The 16,513-nt window shown below is 40.4% G+C and carries 15 protein-coding genes; 13 read left to right on the top strand and 2 right to left on the bottom strand.

The window, feature by feature from the left end; translation table 11 throughout:
- Window positions 1-65: 65 nt before the first annotated feature.
- Genes M1P97_RS13700 through nqrF form a run of 6 tightly spaced genes read left to right on the top strand, consistent with a single transcriptional unit; the run spans window position 66 to window position 5,921 of the window.
- Window positions 66-1,415, top strand: coding sequence for a Na(+)-translocating NADH-quinone reductase subunit A (locus tag M1P97_RS13700; RefSeq protein WP_195371338.1), 1,350 nt, complete (start codon window positions 66-68; stop codon window positions 1,413-1,415).
- Between the two features lie 22 nt (window positions 1,416-1,437).
- Entirely contained in the window at window positions 1,438-2,640 is a 1,203-nt protein-coding gene (locus M1P97_RS13695; RefSeq protein ID WP_195371336.1) for an NADH:ubiquinone reductase (Na(+)-transporting) subunit B, read from the top strand.
- A 22-nt stretch (window positions 2,641-2,662) separates the two neighbouring features.
- On the top strand, window positions 2,663-3,328 hold the full coding sequence (gene nqrC / locus M1P97_RS13690; protein ID WP_195371334.1) for an NADH:ubiquinone reductase (Na(+)-transporting) subunit C: 666 nt from the start codon (window positions 2,663-2,665) through the stop codon (window positions 3,326-3,328).
- A 3-nt stretch (window positions 3,329-3,331) separates the two neighbouring features.
- The gene (locus tag M1P97_RS13685) at window positions 3,332-3,961 is read left to right on the top strand and encodes an NADH:ubiquinone reductase (Na(+)-transporting) subunit D (RefSeq protein ID WP_122352771.1); all 630 of its coding nucleotides are present in this window, start codon (window positions 3,332-3,334) and stop codon (window positions 3,959-3,961) included.
- Window positions 3,962-3,986: 25 nt separating this feature from the next.
- A complete protein-coding gene (gene nqrE / locus M1P97_RS13680) occupies window positions 3,987-4,604 on the top strand; it encodes an NADH:ubiquinone reductase (Na(+)-transporting) subunit E (RefSeq protein ID WP_122352772.1) in 618 nt (205 codons plus the stop codon).
- A gap of 27 nt (window positions 4,605-4,631) precedes the next feature.
- A complete protein-coding gene (nqrF, locus tag M1P97_RS13675; protein WP_394803914.1) occupies window positions 4,632-5,921 on the top strand; it encodes an NADH:ubiquinone reductase (Na(+)-transporting) subunit F in 1,290 nt (429 codons plus the stop codon).
- Window positions 5,922-6,741: 820 nt separating this feature from the next.
- On the opposite strand, the gene M1P97_RS13670 is transcribed toward nqrF, so the two are convergent.
- Window positions 6,742-7,197 carry a type I restriction enzyme HsdR N-terminal domain-containing protein gene (locus tag M1P97_RS13670; protein ID WP_195371332.1) on the bottom strand — a complete coding sequence of 152 codons (456 nt, stop codon included), beginning with the start codon at window positions 7,195-7,197 and terminating at the stop codon, window positions 6,742-6,744.
- A 58-nt stretch (window positions 7,198-7,255) separates the two neighbouring features.
- Here M1P97_RS13670 and M1P97_RS13665 point away from each other — a divergent pair, with 58 nt between their 5' ends.
- From M1P97_RS13665 to M1P97_RS13640, 6 genes are all read left to right on the top strand, one after another.
- Window positions 7,256-8,032, top strand: a complete 777-nt coding sequence (locus M1P97_RS13665; protein WP_195371330.1) for an AMP nucleosidase — start codon at window positions 7,256-7,258, stop codon at window positions 8,030-8,032.
- 16 nt (window positions 8,033-8,048) lie between these two features.
- Window positions 8,049-9,071 (top strand): DNA polymerase III subunit delta, encoded by a 1,023-nt coding sequence (holA, locus tag M1P97_RS13660; protein ID WP_195371328.1) that lies wholly within the window; start codon window positions 8,049-8,051, stop codon window positions 9,069-9,071.
- Between the two features lie 914 nt (window positions 9,072-9,985).
- Complete coding sequence (locus M1P97_RS13655; protein ID WP_195371326.1) at window positions 9,986-10,435, top strand: helix-turn-helix domain-containing protein; 450 nt, start codon at window positions 9,986-9,988, stop codon at window positions 10,433-10,435.
- Between the two features lie 63 nt (window positions 10,436-10,498).
- Window positions 10,499-11,281 carry a dihydroorotate dehydrogenase electron transfer subunit gene (locus tag M1P97_RS13650; protein WP_249389370.1) on the top strand — a complete coding sequence of 261 codons (783 nt, stop codon included), beginning with the start codon at window positions 10,499-10,501 and terminating at the stop codon, window positions 11,279-11,281.
- On the top strand, window positions 11,269-12,180 hold the full coding sequence (locus M1P97_RS13645) for a dihydroorotate dehydrogenase (protein ID WP_195371322.1): 912 nt from the start codon (window positions 11,269-11,271) through the stop codon (window positions 12,178-12,180). The genes M1P97_RS13650 and M1P97_RS13645 overlap by 13 nt, the downstream gene beginning before the upstream one ends.
- 91 nt (window positions 12,181-12,271) lie before the next feature.
- Window positions 12,272-14,431, top strand: a complete 2,160-nt coding sequence (locus M1P97_RS13640; RefSeq protein ID WP_195371313.1) for an alpha-galactosidase — start codon at window positions 12,272-12,274, stop codon at window positions 14,429-14,431.
- A 56-nt stretch (window positions 14,432-14,487) separates the two neighbouring features.
- Here M1P97_RS13640 and M1P97_RS13635 read toward each other — a convergent pair whose 3' ends face one another.
- Window positions 14,488-15,663, bottom strand: a complete 1,176-nt coding sequence (locus tag M1P97_RS13635; protein WP_249389369.1) for an MFS transporter — start codon at window positions 15,661-15,663, stop codon at window positions 14,488-14,490.
- Between the two features lie 143 nt (window positions 15,664-15,806).
- On the opposite strand from M1P97_RS13635, the gene M1P97_RS13630 reads away from it, so the two are divergent.
- Window positions 15,807-16,511 carry an MgtC/SapB family protein gene (locus M1P97_RS13630; protein WP_195371309.1) on the top strand — a complete coding sequence of 235 codons (705 nt, stop codon included), beginning with the start codon at window positions 15,807-15,809 and terminating at the stop codon, window positions 16,509-16,511.
- Window positions 16,512-16,513: the final 2 nt, after the last annotated feature.

The following is a 16,513-nucleotide window of genomic DNA, read 5'->3' as shown; positions in this document are numbered from 1 at the left end:
CTTTAAAGCATAAAAATTTATGTACTTTTGCGGGAAAATTACATATAAACAATTTTAGTTGTATCATGGCAAATGTGATTAAGATTAAAAAGGGTTTAGACATTAATCTGAAGGGTAAAGCTTCGGACGTACTGTTAAACACCGGGAAAAGCGACAGTTATGCTATCGTTCCCGATTATTATAACGGTATTACCCCCAAAGTTGTTGCCAAAGTAGGAGAAAAAGTCAAAGCCGGTTCTGTATTGATGATAGACAAGAACCGCCCGGAGATCAAGTTCGTTTCACCCGTTAGCGGTGAAGTAACTGCCGTAAACCGAGGAGAGAAGCGTAAAGTGCTTAGCATCGTTGTTAAGCCGGACACGCAGATCGAGTACGAGGATTTCGGTAAGAAAAATGTGTCTTCACTGAAAAGTGAAGAGGTAAAAGAAGCCCTGCTCAATGGTGGTATGTGGCCTTTTATCAAACAGCGTCCGTACGATATCGTAGCAACGCCGACAGATGAACCGCGTGACATTTTCGTGTCAGCATTCTATTCTGCACCGTTGGCTCCGAATTTCGATTTCATTTTGAAAGGACAGGAAGCTGATTTCCAGACCGGGTTGGATGCACTGGCAAAACTTACCAAAGGTAAAGTGTATGTCGGCGTCAGAAAAGGTTCTTCCGTAAATGTGAAAGGAGTTGAAACTGTAGAGTTTGAAGGACCGCATCCTGCAGGTAATGTAGGGGTACAGATCAACCATATCAAACCGGTGAACAAACTCGAAGTAGTTTGGGTGGTAAACCCTGCAGATGTGATCGTTATCGGTCGTCTGTTCAACAAAGGTGTAGCTGATTTCAGCCGTTTGGTTGCTATCACAGGTTCTGAAACAACAGAAAGAGGATACGTTAAAACTATTTCCGGTTGTACGATCGACAGTCTGGTTGCAGGAAAGATCCTGGAGGGCAAGGAAGATCTTCGTATCATCAGCGGAAATGTGCTGACCGGAACGAAAGTTCGTAAAGACGAATATCTGGGTGCTTACGATAATCAGATCACGGTAATCCCTGAAGGAGACAAAACTTATGACTTCTTCGGTTGGGCAACTCCGGGATTCGGAAAATACAGTGTAAGCCATTCTTTCTTTACCTGGTTGGCTCCTAAGAGCAAAGAATATGTAATCGATGCACGTATCAAAGGAGGTAAACGCGCAATGATCATGTCGAACGAATACGAAAAAGTATTCCCGATGAGCATCTATCCCGAATACCTGCTGAAAGCTATTATCGCTTTCGATATCGATAAAATGGAAAATCTGGGTATCTATGAAGTTGCCCCGGAAGATTTTGCACTTTGTGAATTTGTTGACACTTCCAAGATCGAGATCCAGAAGATCGTACGTCAGGGATTGGATCTGTTATACAAGGAAATGAATTAATAACATAAAAAATTAGAATACATTGAAAGCGTTAAGGAATTACCTCGACAAGATTAAGCCTAACTTTGAGGAAGGCGGAAAGCTGGCGATGTTCCGTTCTGTATTCGAAGGTGTTGAAACATTCTTATTTGTTCCGAGCACCACTTCGAAATCAGGCGTGCATATTCACGACTATATCGATTCTAAGCGTACAATGACTGTGGTTATTATCGCTTTGTTGCCTGCTTTGCTTTTTGGTATGTACAATGTCGGCTATCAACACAATCTGGCTGTTGGTGCTGATCCCGGATTTTTGATGACATTCATCTTCGGTTTCCTGGCTGTACTGCCTAAAATTATTGTTTCGTACGTAGTAGGTCTGGGTATCGAATTTGCTGTAGCCCAGGTGAAAAAAGAAGAAATTCAGGAAGGTTTCCTGGTTTCCGGTATATTGATCCCGATGATCGTTCCTATCGATACTCCACTGTGGATGATCGCTGTAGCTACTGCTTTTGCAGTTGTTTTTGCCAAGGAAGTGTTCGGTGGTACAGGTTATAACGTATTTAACGTTGCATTGGTAACACGTGCATTCCTGTTCTTTGCTTATCCGGCTGCCATGTCTGGCGACCAGGTATTCGTTCGCACAGCCGATACATTCGGACTGGGTGCAGGAACAGTAGTAGACGGTTTCTCCGGAGCTACTCCGCTGGGGCAGGTTTCTATTGCCGGTAAAGACATGATCGGTTCATTCCAGACTGTTGACGTGTTGGGTAACCCACTGTCTACATGGGATATGTTCTTGGGATTGATTCCGGGTTCAATCGGTGAAACATCCGTATTGGCTATCCTGATCGGTGCTGTTATCCTTCTGTATACTCAGATCGCAAGCTGGAAGACAATGCTGTCTGTATTTGTAGGTGGTGCATTGATGGCGGCTATCTTCAATATGATCGGTACTACAGTTGCAATGTGTGTATCTCCGATCGATCATTTGTTCCTGGGTGGTTTTGCTTTTGGCGCCGTGTTTATGGCAACCGACCCTGTAACATCAGCGCGTACTGAAACAGGTAAATATATTTATGGATTCTTAGTGGGAGCGATGGCTATCATTATCCGTGCACTGAACCCGGGTTATCCTGAAGGTATGATGCTTGCTATCCTGTTAATGAATGTATTTGCTCCGCTGATCGACTACTATGTGGTAGAAAGCAACATCACACGTCGTTTGAAAAGAGCAGTGAAGTAACATTATAATAAGAAGTAGAATTATGAATAGAGATAGTAATGTATATACCGTAGTATACGCTTCTGTAATGGTTCTTCTGGTTGCTGTTGTGTTAGCTTTCACTTCGCAGTCGCTGAGAAGTTTCCAGAAAAAGAATGAAGATAACGACAAGAGACAACAGATCCTGCGTTCAATCAACGTATCTGTTCCGGCCAATGAAGCTGAAGCAAAATACAATGAATTGATCAAAGAATCTTTCCTTGTGAATGAAAATGGAGAAAAGGTAGAAGGTGACGCATTTACTGCAACACCTGAACAACATCCGGTATTCGTAGCCAGTGTAGATGGTCAAAACAAATACATCATGGCTTTGTCAGGTGCTGGTTTGTGGGGACCTCTGTGGGGATATCTTTCCGTTGATAATGACAAAAATACAATTTTTGGTACAGACTTCAGCCATCAGGGGGAAACTCCGGGGTTGGGTGCTGAAATTGCCAAACCTGCTTTCAGCAATGAATTTAAGGGTAAGAAATTGTTTGTAAACGGCGAATTCAAATCCGTAGCGATTGTTAAGCCGGGTAAGAGTGTTGCCGGTCAGGATTATGTAGACGGTATTTCCGGTGGTACAATTACCAGCCAGGGGGTAGATCACATGTTATTCAATAGCCTGAACGGTTATGTTAAGTTTTTAACCTCACAAAATCAGTAAGAGATGGGATTAATGTCAAGTAAAAATAAAGAAGTATTGTTAGGCCCGTTGAGCACAAACAACCCTGTCATCGTACAGATGTTGGGTATCTGCTCTGCACTGGCTGTAACATCCAAGCTTGAGCCGTCTATCGTAATGGGTATTTCCGTAACGGCTGTTGTGGCTTTTGCTAACGTGATTATTTCGTTACTGCGTAATACAATTCCTAACCGTATCCGTATTATCGTACAGTTGGTGGTTGTTGCCGCATTGGTAACTATTGTAAGTGAAGTATTGAAAGCATTTGCCTATGATGTAAATAAGCAGCTTTCTGTGTTCGTTGGTCTGATCATTACCAACTGTATCCTGATGGGACGTCTGGAGGCGTTCGCCCTGGGTAACGGCCCATGGGAATCTTTCCTGGACGGTATCGGTAATGGTCTGGGATATGGTTTGATTCTGGTGATCGTAGGTTTCTTCCGTGAATTATTGGGTTCTGGTACATTACTTGGATTCCAGGTGATCCCGCAGGCATTCTACGATTTCGGCTATGTAAACAACGGTTTGATGATTCTGCCTCCGATGGCTTTGATCGTGATTGCCGTGATTATATGGGTTCACCGTTCTAAGAACAAAGAGCTTCAAGAAAATTAATACAAACTATTAAACGAATAATAGAATGGAAGAATATTTAAGCACGTTTGTCCGCTCGATCTTCGTAGACAACATGATTTTCGCATACTATCTGGGTATGTGTTCTTTCCTGGCTGTTTCCAAGAACGTAAAGACTGCTTTAGGATTGGGTATGGCTGTAACGTTCATCCTGGTATGTACGTTACCGATCAACTATATGCTCGAAAATTATATATTGAAAGAAGGCGCCATGAGTTGGTTAGGCGCTGAATATGCAGGAGTAAACCTGAGTTTCCTTTCTCTGATCATCTTCATCGCCATCATTGCTTCATTTACGCAGTTGGTTGAAATGATCGTAGAAAAATTTGCTCCGGCACTGTATGCATCTCTGGGTATCTTTTTGCCGCTTATCGCTGTGAACTGTGCGATCCTGGGTGGTTCTCTGTTTATGCAACAAAAGGCATTTCCTAATGTAGGAGTTGCTACTGTATACGGCTTAGGTTCTGGTATCGGTTGGATGCTGGCTATCGTTGGTATGGCTGCTATCCGTGAAAAACTGGCTTATTCGGATATACCGAAGCCTTTGAAAGGTCTGGGTATTACCTTTATCATTACCGGTCTGATGGGTATGGCATTTATGTGCTTCTCAGGACTTAAGATCTAAGTATTAACGCATTAAACAAGAATAAAGATGATTATATTAATGTCGGGCGGACTTACCATTGCAGTCGGAGCTGTTGTTTTCCTTGTGATTACACTGATCCTTGTTGGTTCGCTTTTATTTGCGAAAGCAAAATTAATACCATCGGGCAATGTGAGGATGGTTGTTAACGGAGAAAAGGAATACGAAGTTCCCATCGGGGGAACTGTATTGAATACGCTTCAGAGTGAAGGTATTTTCCTGTCGTCTGCTTGTGGTGGTAGCGGTAGCTGTGGACAGTGCCGTTGTCAGGTGCCGGAAGGTGGCGGAAACATTCTTCCTACGGAAGTTGGTTTCTTCTCTCGTAAACAAATAAAAGATCATTGGAGACTGGGTTGCCAGACCAAGATAAAAGAAGATATCAAGATCAAAGTTCCTGATGAAGTATTCGGTGTAAAAGAATGGGAATGCGAAGTAATCAGCAACAAGAACGTGGCTACCTTTATCAAAGAGTTTATTGTTGCTCTGCCTAAGGGTGAACACATGGACTTCGTTCCGGGTTCTTATGCACAGATCAAGATCCCTGCATATTCTATGGATTATGACAAGGATATCGATAAAGACCTGATCGGTGAAGGTTATCTGCCGGCATGGAAGAACTTCGGTTTGTTCGGTCTGAAATGTCAGAACACTGAACCGACTATCCGTGCTTACTCAATGGCCAACTATCCTGCAGAAGGTGACCGTATCATGTTGACAGTGCGTATCGCAACTCCTCCTTTCAAACCGAAAGATCAGGGTCCTGGCTTCCAGGATATCATGCCGGGTATCGCTTCTTCTTATATCTTTACCCTGAAACCGGGTGATAAGGTAATAATGAGCGGTCCTTACGGTGATTTCCATCCGATCTTCGACTCTAAGAGAGAAATGATGTGGGTCGGCGGTGGTGCCGGTATGGCTCCGTTGCGTGCTCAGATCATGCATATGACTAAGACATTGAAGACTACAGATCGTAAGATGTCTTACTTCTATGGTGCTCGTGCATTGAATGAAGTATTCTATCTGCAGGACTTCCTGGAAATAGAAAAAGAATTCCCGAACTTTAAATTCCATTTGGCACTTGACCGTCCTGATCCAGCAGCTGATGCAGCAGGCGTGAAGTATACAGCTGGTTTTGTTCACCAAGTAATTTACGATACTTATCTGAAGGATCACGAAGCTCCGGAAGATATCGAATATTACATGTGTGGTCCGGGCCCGATGTCGAAAGCGGTAGAAAATATGCTTGACAACCTGGGTGTACCTCGCGAAATGTTACACTTCGATGATTTTGGTGCATAAAACAGTAGGTATTTACAAGCCTCAATAAATAAAAAGGGAAGAAATAATATTTTCTTCCCTTTTTTTGTAATATCATGCAGCATTTTCCGTTCTTATTACATCTTAGCTAATATAGACATAAAATTGAGCAAGATTATGAAGTTGTTGATTCTATCTTTTTTCGCAGTAATACTAGGTTATTCTCTTCTTTTCAATGAAAAAGAAGAGATTCAGCAGCCTATCCATGGTGTTGACAATTCCGTGTATATTCAAAAAACAGATACACAGCGAATTGACTCTATTGAAATATATCGCGACAGAACAGCATACGCGTTATAGACCTTTTTTAAGAAAACTACTCATAATAGCAATATTTATTCGACAAAAGTTTGTTTTTTAAATAAATATTGCTATGTTTGTTCCGTATAATTCTTAATATACGGAAATGTTACATTCTTTTATCACCATATATACTTCTGATTTTTGGATAGCTATGCTCCTTGGAGTATTGTTTTTTTTGTGTTTGCCGGTATTGGCCGGTAAGATAAACCGACTACCTCGAATTAATAATGTGATTTGTATTATTCCGGTTATTTCTGATTCTGTTTTTGCGGGGAAGCAGGACAGTTTTGCAGGGGATAAAATGATCATTATTCCTCATACATCACGTAGCAAATATCTGATAAAAAATTCCAGGTACCGATTGGGGGGATGAACCCTTATCCGACAGAGATATGCTGAAGGATAAGGGGAGAGGCTTTGTGGAAGAAACTAAATACTTGTTTATCTGTACCCTTTTCAGGTAAATAAGAATGATGTTATTGCCTTTTCCTTTCAATTTTCAGACTTCCAGAATCCCATATTCGGGAAGCCCATCCAAAAAAGAATAAGTAAGGTTTTCATAATCGATTTTGCAGCAAAAATGGTTGATGCCATTACTGACTGTCAGGTAACGTACGCGCAATACCATGTTATAACGTACTATTTGGTCGAAAACAGCCTTCGTTATCTCTATGGTGGGGGCTTTATACTCCACAATCATTAAAGGAGCTAAAAAACGGTTATATGCAACTGTATCACATCGCTTGGATGTTCCATTCAGTTTCAGGGGAACTTCATTCGCCAGAAGTTCTTTCGGATATCCTTTGTCTGTTATCAGATAATTGACAAAATGCTGACGCACCCATTCTTCGGGCGTCAGAGCTACATATTTGCGGCGTACAGGATCGAATATAACAGGTTTCCCGTCTTTTTCCTTTACTTTCGCTGCGAATGTTGGCAGGTTTAATGATAGCATTTATTATATTTGTCGTTTATATTATACACTATAATTCTACCCTCAAAGGTAATGATTTATGAAAACAAAACAAGAAATCGTTGAAAATTGGCTACCTCGTTATACCGAGCGTAGGCTGGAAGATTTTGATAAGTATATCTTACTCACAAACTTTACCAAATATGTCGAGCTATTTGCTGAAAATTTTAATGTCCCGATACTTGGGTTGAAAAGCTCTATGCCGAATGCTTCGGCCGAAGGCATTACCATTATTAACTTTGGAATGGGAAGTGCAAATGCGGCAACGATCATGGATTTGTTGTCGGCTGTTAGTCCAACTGCGGTTCTGTTTCTCGGTAAATGCGGTGGACTAAAGAAAGCCAATAATCTGGGTGATTATGTTTTGCCGATCGCTGCAATCCGTGGTGAAGGAACTTCCAACGAATATCTGCCGGCAGAAGTTCCGTCGCTTCCTGCATTTTCAATGTTGCGTGCTATTTCCTCTGCTGTTCGCGACCAGGGAAAAGATTATTGGACCGGTACGATTTATACAACAAACCGCCGTGTTTGGGAATACGACACTTCATTCAAGGAATATCTGAAGCGTACGCATGCCACCGGTATCGATATGGAAACAGCAACCTTGCTTACGGCAGGCTTTGCCAATAAAATTCCAACGGGGGCTTTATTGATGATATCAGATAAACCTTTAGAAGAAGATGGGGTTAAAACAGAGGCAAGCGACCGGGCAGTTACCCGCAATTTTGCTCCGGAACATGTAAAATTAGGGATAGAAGCCCTTCATCAAATTATAGATGATAAAAAAACAGTCCGTCATATTCGGTTCAGTTGGTAATATTTAATGCTTTATTATGGCAAAAAAAGAAAATACGTTTGAGGAAATATGCCGGGATATCGTTGCTAAAAAGTTTCAGCCCGTTTATATATTAATGGGCGAAGAACCTTTTTTTATGGACAGGATAACAGATCTGCTCATAGAAAATGTGTTGGGTGAATCTGAGCGGGATTTCAATCAAATGGTAATGTATGGGGCCGATACGGATGCGGCTATGATTATAAATGCAGCCCGTCGGTTTCCGATGATGTCGGAATATCAGTTGGTAGTCGTACGTGAAGCACAACTGGTCCGCGACATAGAATTGCTTACCAACTATGTCAAAAATCCACTTAATTCGACGGTACTGGTTGTTAATTACAAATATAAGAACCTGGACAGAAGAAAGTCACTGGCTGCAGCGACTGAAAAAACAGGCGTTTTGTTTGAATCGAAAAAAATACCGGATTATAAAATGCCGGCGTTTATCGTTTCGTTTATGCAACAGCATTCCATCGGGATTGATCCAAAGGCTGCTCAAATGCTTTCCGACTTCCTTGGTAACGATTTAAGCCGCCTAAGTAAGGAATTGGACAAGCTGGCACTGATCTTGCCTGAAAAGGCCTCAAAACGCGTCACTCCGGAGTTGATCGAACAAAATATTGGAATAAGTAAAGAATACAATAACTTCGAGTTAATAAAAGCGATTGCAGTAAAGGACATATTAAAAGCAAACCGGATTGTTCAGTATTTCGAAAAGAATCCGAAAAGTAATCCGATACAGATGACCCTTCCTGTAATTTTTAATTATTTCTCAAACCTGTTGATCTGTTATTATACAAAGGACAGATCGGAAGCTGGTTTAATGACGGCTTTAGGTTTAAGGGGAACTTTTCAGGTGAAGGATTATATGACTGGATTAAGAAATTATCCGGCCATGAAAGTTTTTAATTTGATCAGCGACATTCGAACAACCGATGCCAGATCAAAAGGAGTAGACAATTCTTCTGTTTCGGATGCTGATTTACTCAAAGAATTATTATATAAAATACTTCATTAAAAATAGAATCAGTAGTGTAAACTGCACATGGCGATAACTTCAGAATTCGCCATGTGCAGTTTTTTCTTTTCTGGCCGTAACAAGTCCTAACAACGGCTTTTTGTCCTTATTTTTCTAGAACAGTCAGATTTTCGAACATAAAAAAGCAGGGTGCCTTTCTTGTTTTTCAATGATTTCACCTGTGTTTTACCCCTTTGAGAATTTAATATTTATATCTTCTCGTATAGTTGTTTACAAATATCACGAAAAAATAAGCTTTTAGGGTGTAGGATACAAAAGCATATCACGTAGAGAAAGAGTTGTAACAAAAAACAAGACATATTGACAGCGGGGTCCTCTAAGTAAAAGATACTAATTTATAAATGTGTACAATATCTAAGGTGGTACATTTGTAATCAAAGGGATGTGTATACATTTAAACACTTTTAATAATTACTTTTGTGTCACATAGCGTGATGGTACAAATGTTTCAGTATACATTACTAATATAAATCAATAAAAATAGGTTTAAATACTGTTACAGTAAATATATATGATAATATATCAAAAACCAGCTCATTACCCCAGTATATTAATTGTATACATTAATTCTTGTCAATGATTCCGTATATAAATGTGAAATAGCTTCTTTATTTTACAATAAATGATGTGATAACCAATTGTATAACAGGTATTTATTATATAAATTCATTAACACTACTTTAACCTTGTTTTGTGCCATTTTGTATAGGTTTACAAACGTATCAGATACAAATGTTTATCTACAGTTACAATTCTACCTGTTCGTGATTATAAATATAAATTGCACAATTGGAAATAATATGTTATATTTGTGTCATGGTTTAATTCTGTATTGAATTTTTGTAAACAGTCATATTGGCAGCTATTTTTGATATATAATCCATATTTTGATTATGAAAGATCGTATTTTAGCAGTAATGGAACATGAAGGACTAACTCCTTCCAAATTTGCCGAAGCAATCGGTATCCAGCGATCAGCTATGTCACATATTATATCCGGTAGAAATAATCCCAGCCTGGATGTGCTGGTAAAAATTCTGGAACGGTTTACGTATGTAGATTCCGACTGGCTTTTATTCGGCAAAGGCAATATGATGCGCGAACATGTGTTAACTGAGCCCGATTTGTTTACAAATACGACGATAAAACCGTCCATTCTATCGGATTCTCCGGAATATCGCAAGGAAATTAGGGTTGAGACACCTGTAAATATGCCTAAACAGCCTGTAATAGAACAAATTGTGCTTCCTGAACAACCATCCAGAAATGTGAGTAAAATAATGATATTCTATTCAGATAATACATTTGAGACTTTTACTCCTGAAAAAAACAAGAAAGACTAGGTCAGCATTGCTATATACATCTTATTCATGTATCTTTGTATAGAAATTGAGTAATCATATTATATGAAGAAGTACATGTTAGATATGAAGGTTACTGAAAACAACCGCCTTCATAAAAATTATTGCCTGCTAAAATTAACCAGCGACGATACTTTGCCGGAAATGCTTCCCGGTCAGTTCGTTCAGGTGCTGGTGGATAACTCTCCTACAACATTTCTTCGCCGACCTATTTCAATTAACTTTATAGATAGAACAACCAATGAATTGTGGTTGCTTATCCAGTTGGTTGGCGATGGAACACGTCGTATGGCAGAATACCGTCCGGGAGATATTGTTAATATTATGTTGCCGTTGGGTAACAGTTTTACAATTCCTACCGGTGAAAGTAAAAATCAGAAGTTTCTGTTGATTGGTGGTGGTGTTGGTACTGCTCCGATGCTATGTTTGGGATCAGCCTTAAAGAATGCCGGTTTTGAACCTGTATTCCTGTTAGGAGCACGCTCTAAGGATGATGTATTACAACTGGATGAGTTTACGAAGATAGGAACTGTTCACATAACTACCGAAGACGGTTCTCTCGGTGAAAAAGGCTATGTAACAAACCATTCCGTATTGAAAAACATTCATTTTGATAGAATTTACACATGTGGACCGAAGCCGATGATGGTAGCTGTTGCCAGATATGCCGCTACTGAATCGATCACATGCGAAGCCTCGCTTGAAAATACAATGGCCTGTGGTATAGGTGCTTGCCTATGCTGTGTGGAGAATACAAAAGAAGGTCATGTATGTGTTTGTACTGAAGGTCCTGTATTTAATATAGAGAAATTGACATGGCAGAGTTAAATGTAAACATAGGTAATTTGCAGTTGAAAAACCCGGTAATGACTGCTTCGGGTACATTTGGATACGGAGTCGAATATTCAGACTTTATGGATATTTCAAGACTGGGTGGTATTTTTGTAAAGGGAACAACCATCCAACCACGCGAAGGAAATCTGTATCCCCGTATGGCGGAAACACCTTCCGGGATGTTGAATGCAGTAGGTCTGCAAAACAAAGGAGCCCAATATTTCGTGGATCACATTTATCCTTCAATTAAGGATATTGACACAAATATGATCGTAAATGTAAGTGGATCGTCTGTCGAAACATACGTGGAATGTGCAGAAAAGATAGCAGGACTGGATAAAATTCCGGCTATCGAACTCAATATTTCATGCCCGAATGTGAAGCAAGGCGGTATGGCTTTTGGCGTAACGACCTGCGGTGCGGCCGAAGTTGTGAAGGCGGTTCGTAAGGTTTATCCCAAGACCCTTATTGTAAAACTTTCTCCTAATGTAACCGATATAACTGAGATTGCAAAAGCAGTCGAAGCCGAAGGTGCAGACTCTGTTTCGCTTATCAATACCATGCTTGGAATGGCTATTGATGCAGAGAAGCGTAAACCTATATTATCTACAATAACTGGTGGTCTGTCCGGTCCCTGTGTAAAGCCGGTTGCCCTCCGGATGGTATGGCAAACATACAAGGCGGTAAAGATACCCGTCATCGGTTTAGGAGGTATTTCAAACTGGAAGGATGCGGTGGAATTTATGTTGGCCGGGGCCACGGCGATACAGATCGGAACTTACAATTTTGTTGATCCAACCGTATCGATAAAAGTGATTGACGGTATGAATGAGTATCTCGACAGACATGGATTTAAATCCGCGAGAGAACTTATTGGAGCTTTAGAAATATGATATTTCAATAAGAAAAGTGTCTGTTATAACCAAAACAGGCACTTTTCTTCGTTTTAGTAAAATATAGACCACAATCAAGTAAAAAAAGAACATGAAAAACAGACTATTCTCTTTGATATGCCTACTGGTCATATCTATGTCGCTAAAAGCAGGTGACAACGTTATTATTCCAATTTCGACCGATAATATCAGCCTTATATATAAGGTTGGTAACAATGGCCGTTTATATCAATCGTATCTAGGCCAGAAGCTCCGGTTCAATAGTGATATCGATCAACTGCCTCTGGGTGGTGAAGCCTATCTTACACATGGTATGGAAGACTATTTTGAACCGGCTATCCGTGTTTTGCATAATGATGGTAACCCTTCTTTATTGCTAAAATATATCTCTTATGAGACTAAACAAATTCAGCCGGACGTAACGGAAACAATCATCAAACTTAAGGATGACATATACCCTGTAACCGTCGATCTTCACTTTGTTTCTTATGCAAAAGAAAATATCATCAAATCTTTTACAGAGATTTCGCACCAGGAGAAAAAGCCCGTTACACTATATAACTATGCTTCTTCACTTCTCCATATGAATAGTGAAAAATACTTCCTGACTGAATTTGCTGGGGATTGGGCACATGAAGTAAATATGACCGAACAACAACTTTCATTTGGGAAAAAAGTATTGGATACAAAGCTTGGAAGCCGTGCAAATATGTTTAATTCCCCATTCTTTTTATTGTCTCTGAAAGAAAATGCCAGGGAAAATGAAGGAGAAGTTCTTTTCGGAACGATCGGTTGGACTGGAAATTTTCGTTTTACATTCGAGGTTGACAACGAAAACAAATTACGTATCCTATCCGGTATAAATGACTATGCATCAGAATATTCACTAAAACCCAATGAGATATTCCGTACCCCTGAATTTATTTTTACCTTCAGTGCTGAAGGAAAGGGTAAAGCCAGTCGTGATTTTCATAAATGGGCTCGCAAATATCAGGTAAAAGATGGAGATAAATCACGTCTTACTTTACTGAATAACTGGGAAGCTACCTATTTCGATTTTAATGAAGACAAGCTGGTCGATATCATGGATGAAGCGAAGGAGTTGGGTGTCGATATGTTCCTATTGGATGATGGTTGGTTTGCCAACAAATATCCCCGTAGCAGCGATCGTCAGGGATTAGGAGACTGGGGAGAAACCGTAGAAAAATTACCGAACGGTATCGGTAAACTGGTGAAGGAAGCAACTGATAAAGGCATTAAATTCGGTTTGTGGATCGAGCCGGAGATGGTTAATCCGAAGAGCGAATTGTATGAAAAACATAAAGATTGGGTCATTCATTTGCCAAACAGAGACGAATATTATTTCAGACACCAGCTTGTATTGGATCTTAGTAATCCGAAAGTGCAGGATTATGTATTTGGAATTGTCGACAACCTGATGACAAAATATCCGGGTATCGCCTATTTCAAATGGGATTGTAACAGTCCGATCACTAATATTTATTCTCCGTATCTGAAAGATCAACAATCTCATCTTTATATCGAACATGTAAGAGGATTCTATAATGTGCTTGAACGTGTTAAGGCCAAATATCCAAACCTGCCGATGATGCTTTGTTCCGGTGGTGGTGGACGTACCGATTATGAAGCTCTGAAGTATTTCACGGAATTCTGGCCGAGCGATAATACCGATCCTGTTGAACGTATCTTTATCCAATGGGGATATTCTCATTTCTTTCCTTCAAAGACAATGGCTGCACATGTTACAAGCTGGAATAAGAGTGCCAGTATAAAGTTCCGTACTGATGTGGCCATGATGGGTAAACTCGGATTTGATATCCGCACTCATGAGATGACTCCGGCAGAGCAAGAGTATTGTAGAGGAGCGGTTAAGAATTTCAATCGCTTAAGTGGTGCGCTTATGGACGGTGACCTGTATCGTTTGGTCTCTCCTTATGACGGCAATCATTCAGCAGTTATGTATGTTAATGAAACAACAGATAAGGCTGTTCTTTTTGCATTTGATGTTCATCCCCGTTACGGTGAGATTTTACAGCCGGTTCGTCTGCAGGGATTGAATCCTGAGACACAGTATGAAGTAAAGGAAATCAACCTGGTGCCGGGTACAGAGTCTATCCTGAGATGCAACGGAAAGACTTTTTCCGGGGAACTGCTTATGAAAGTGGGTATTCCAGTGTTCTCGGGCAAGCAACTGACAAGCCGGGTTATTGAAATTTCGAAAGTAAAGTAATCAATATAAGTTGATAAACAAAACGGAGAGGCTTACCCAGATAAACCTCTCCGTTTTTATTTCTTCGCCAGCAGAGTCACACTTAAAGAGGCGCAACATAGTAATACTCCAACGCCGGCTGTTCCTGCCCAACCGAACATCTGCCAAGCCGTACCGGAAAAAAATGTGCCTAACGAACCTCCTACAAAATAAGTAGTCATAAAGATCGTATTGACCCGGTTTGAGGCAGACGGACATAATTCAAAAATACTTGATTGGTTACTTAACTGGATACATTGCATACCTATATCGATAATAATTATACCTGCTATAATAGAAGTATAATAGTTTCCACCCCAATAAAGCAATAACCAGGAAAACAGGATCAACCCGCATCCCCAGAAATTAAAACGCCTGACACCCACTTTTTTCACATATTTACCTACAAGTGAAGCCGATAAAGCCCCGGCTACCCCGCAAAGTCCCAACATCCCGACAACATCGCTATTTGCAAAAAAAGGAGCCTGTCCCATCTTAAATGCCAGGCACGACCACATGGCCAGAAAAGAACCGAATGCGAATCCGGACCGGATTGCATAAATCTTCAGAGAGGGGAATTCTTTCAACAGCGAAAACAAGGATTTCATAAGTTCCGAGTATTTCCCTTTAAAAGTAGGCTGTATATCAGGTAGAACCGTAATTACGACAATACCACATACAACCATCAGGCCAGCTGCAATATAATACATTTCCCGCCAGCCAAACAGGTCACCGACCAGCCCGCTTATTACCCTCGATACCAATATCCCGGAAAGCAATCCGGAGACTACCAACCCTACATTTCGTCCCTTATTTTCCGGTTTGGAGTAAAGAGTTGCTATAGGAATAAATATTTGCGGTATCATTGAACAGATTCCTGTAAACAAGGATGCAATAAGAATGATCTGAATATTGGGAGCCAAAGCAATACTCAGCAATGATACGGTCAGGATAGTGAAGTTGGTAATAATGATCGTTTTACGTTTATACATATCAGCCAATGGCACAACGAACAATAAGCCCAATGCATAACCAATCTGTGTAATCATAGCAATCAGATTGGTGGTAAATTCGGATACGTCAAGATCCTGACGTATCATGTTCAGAAGTGGCTGATTATAGTAAAGGTTGGCTACCGAAATGCCGGCTACAATAGATAATGTCCATAATATCAATGGAGGAAGGCCTCCGTTTTCTTTCAATGTTTGTTTCATATACCACTTTTTTATGCGACAAATTTACCCCAAATAGTTGAAATTCCGAAGTCTTTATCTTATCTGATATACCATCCCGGCAAGTATATAGAGATATTCAAATAATTAGCTATATTTGCCAATAACTAAAACGGAAAATAAATATGCTTGATCAAATTAACGAGATACTCCAAAATACAACCATTACACCGGCTACTGCGGCTGTAAAACTATTTGTCAGCTTTTTGCTGGGAGCTGTTATTGGTATAGAACGCCAGTTTCGTCGTCGTGAGGCTGGAATGCGCACCTTTACCTTGATTTGTATGGGTTCAGCGGCAGCCATGCTTATTTCCATCTGGATACCCCAATGTTATCCTGACTTTCTGAATGGAGATCCGGGACGTATTGCGGCACAGGTACTTACCGGAATCGGTTTCCTGGGAGCGGGGGCTATTATGCAGAGTCACGGAAGTATTCACGGACTGACTACAGCGGCTTGTATCTGGGTCGTTGCAGTTATCGGACTGGCTGTGGGAGCAGGGATGTATGTTCCGGCATTAATTGGTACGGGACTGACACTCGTTATATTAGTCAGCCTGGAAAGACTTGAAAGAAGGATGTTCCTGAACGGTGTAAATAAAATATTGACAATTATTTGTACAACGTCGACTCCGGATCTGAAAGCAGTCCGTAAAATACTGGAAGGGAAAAACATTTATATCGTAAGTGTTTCGTTTGAATCTATGTATGAGCTGAATAAGGCGATCATCACCTATAAAGTAAATGTTAAGGCACAATCATCTTACATGAACTTATTCAGTGAAATAAGAACCCTGGGGTATGTTTCTCAAATAAGATTGATGGCCTGAGC

The sequence above is a fragment of the Parabacteroides leei genome (assembly GCF_023369805.1).
Classification (GTDB): domain Bacteria; phylum Bacteroidota; class Bacteroidia; order Bacteroidales; family Tannerellaceae; genus Parabacteroides; species Parabacteroides leei.
The sequence above is the reverse complement of the archived record's forward strand: the minus strand, read 5'-3'. Positions and strand labels throughout refer to the sequence as shown.

Bases quoted from the DNA above. Each gene is read 5' to 3' on its own strand.
- M1P97_RS13635 (WP_249389369.1), bottom strand. From the start codon at position 15,663: ATGAAACAAACATTGAAAGAAAACGGAGGCCTTCCTCCATTGATATTA.
- M1P97_RS13645 (WP_195371322.1), top strand. From the start codon at position 11,269: ATGGCAGAGTTAAATGTAAACATAGGTAATTTGCAGTTGAAAAACCCG.
- M1P97_RS13685 (WP_122352771.1), top strand. From the start codon at position 3,332: ATGGGATTAATGTCAAGTAAAAATAAAGAAGTATTGTTAGGCCCGTTG.
- M1P97_RS13650 (WP_249389370.1), top strand. From the start codon at position 10,499: ATGAAGAAGTACATGTTAGATATGAAGGTTACTGAAAACAACCGCCTT.
- nqrF (WP_394803914.1), top strand. From the start codon at position 4,632: ATGATTATATTAATGTCGGGCGGACTTACCATTGCAGTCGGAGCTGTT.
- nqrE (WP_122352772.1), top strand. From the start codon at position 3,987: ATGGAAGAATATTTAAGCACGTTTGTCCGCTCGATCTTCGTAGACAAC.
- M1P97_RS13700 (WP_195371338.1), top strand. From the start codon at position 66: ATGGCAAATGTGATTAAGATTAAAAAGGGTTTAGACATTAATCTGAAG.
- M1P97_RS13655 (WP_195371326.1), top strand. From the start codon at position 9,986: ATGAAAGATCGTATTTTAGCAGTAATGGAACATGAAGGACTAACTCCT.
- M1P97_RS13640 (WP_195371313.1), top strand. From the start codon at position 12,272: ATGAAAAACAGACTATTCTCTTTGATATGCCTACTGGTCATATCTATG.
- holA (WP_195371328.1), top strand. From the start codon at position 8,049: ATGGCAAAAAAAGAAAATACGTTTGAGGAAATATGCCGGGATATCGTT.
- M1P97_RS13630 (WP_195371309.1), top strand. From the start codon at position 15,807: ATGCTTGATCAAATTAACGAGATACTCCAAAATACAACCATTACACCG.
- M1P97_RS13670 (WP_195371332.1), bottom strand. From the start codon at position 7,197: ATGCTATCATTAAACCTGCCAACATTCGCAGCGAAAGTAAAGGAAAAA.
- M1P97_RS13665 (WP_195371330.1), top strand. From the start codon at position 7,256: ATGAAAACAAAACAAGAAATCGTTGAAAATTGGCTACCTCGTTATACC.
- nqrC (WP_195371334.1), top strand. From the start codon at position 2,663: ATGAATAGAGATAGTAATGTATATACCGTAGTATACGCTTCTGTAATG.